General features: G+C 56.3%; 1 rRNA gene. It reads right to left on the bottom strand.

Annotation, left to right across the window (positions count from 1 at the left end):
* Positions 1–2: 2 nt before the first annotated feature.
* Positions 3–1,396 (bottom strand): 23S ribosomal RNA (locus ACZ7RU_RS37015); the annotation flags it as partial.

Raw genomic sequence — 1,396 nt, 5'->3', positions numbered from 1 at the left:
CTGAGGACAAGCCCTCGGCCTATTAGTACCGGTCAACTCCACCCCTCACAGGGCTTCCATATCCGGCCTATCAACCCAGTCGTCTACTGGGAGCCTTACCCTCTCAAGGAGGTGGGAGTGCTCATCTCGAAGCAGGCTTCCCGCTTAGATGCTTTCAGCGGTTATCCCTCCCGAACGTAGCCAACCAGCCATGCCCTTGGCAGGACAACTGGCACACCAGAGGTTCGTCCGTCCCGGTCCTCTCGTACTAGGGACAGCCCTTCTCAACACTCCTACGCGCACAGCGGATAGGGACCGAACTGTCTCACGACGTTCTAAACCCAGCTCGCGTACCGCTTTAATGGGCGAACAGCCCAACCCTTGGGACCTACTCCAGCCCCAGGATGCGACGAGCCGACATCGAGGTGCCAAACCATCCCGTCGATATGGACTCTTGGGGAAGATCAGCCTGTTATCCCCGGGGTACCTTTTATCCGTTGAGCGACGGCGCTTCCACAAGCCACCGCCGGATCACTAGTCCCTACTTTCGTACCTGCTCGACCCGTCAGTCTCACAGTCAAGCTCCCTTGTGCACTTACACTCAACACCTGATTGCCAACCAGGCTGAGGGAACCTTTGGGCGCCTCCGTTACCCTTTAGGAGGCAACCGCCCCAGTTAAACTACCCACCAGACACTGTCCCTGATCCGGATCACGGACCCAGGTTAGACATCCAGCACGACCAGAGTGGTATTTCAACGACGACTCCACGACAACTGGCGTTGCCGCTTCACAGTCTCCCACCTATCCTACACAAGCCGAACCGAACACCAATATCAAGCTATAGTAAAGGTCCCGGGGTCTTTCCGTCCTGCTGCGCGAAACGAGCATCTTTACTCGTAATGCAATTTCACCGGGCCTATGGTTGAGACAGTCGAGAAGTCGTTACGCCATTCGTGCAGGTCGGAACTTACCCGACAAGGAATTTCGCTACCTTAGGATGGTTATAGTTACCACCGCCGTTTACTGGCGCTTAAGTTCTCAGCTTCGCCTGGTCGAAACCAAGCTAACCGGTCCCCTTAACGTTCCAGCACCGGGCAGGCGTCAGTCCGTATACATCGCCTTACGGCTTCGCACGGACCTGTGTTTTTAGTAAACAGTCGCTTCTCGCTGGTCTCTGCGGCCACCCCCAGCTCAAGGTGCAAGACCCATCACCAGGAATGGCCCCCCTTCTCCCGAAGTTACGGGGGCATTTTGCCGAGTTCCTTAACCATAGTTCACCCGAACGCCTCGGTATTCTCTACCTGACCACCTGAGTCGGTTTGGGGTACGGGCCGCCATGAAACTCGCTAGAGGCTTTTCTCGACAGCATAGGATCATCCACTTCACCACAATCGGCTCGGCATCAGGTCTCAGCC

It is taken from the genome of Kitasatospora sp. NPDC114501 (assembly GCF_055633695.1).
The sequence above is the reverse complement of the archived record's forward strand: the minus strand, read 5'-3'. Positions and strand labels throughout refer to the sequence as shown.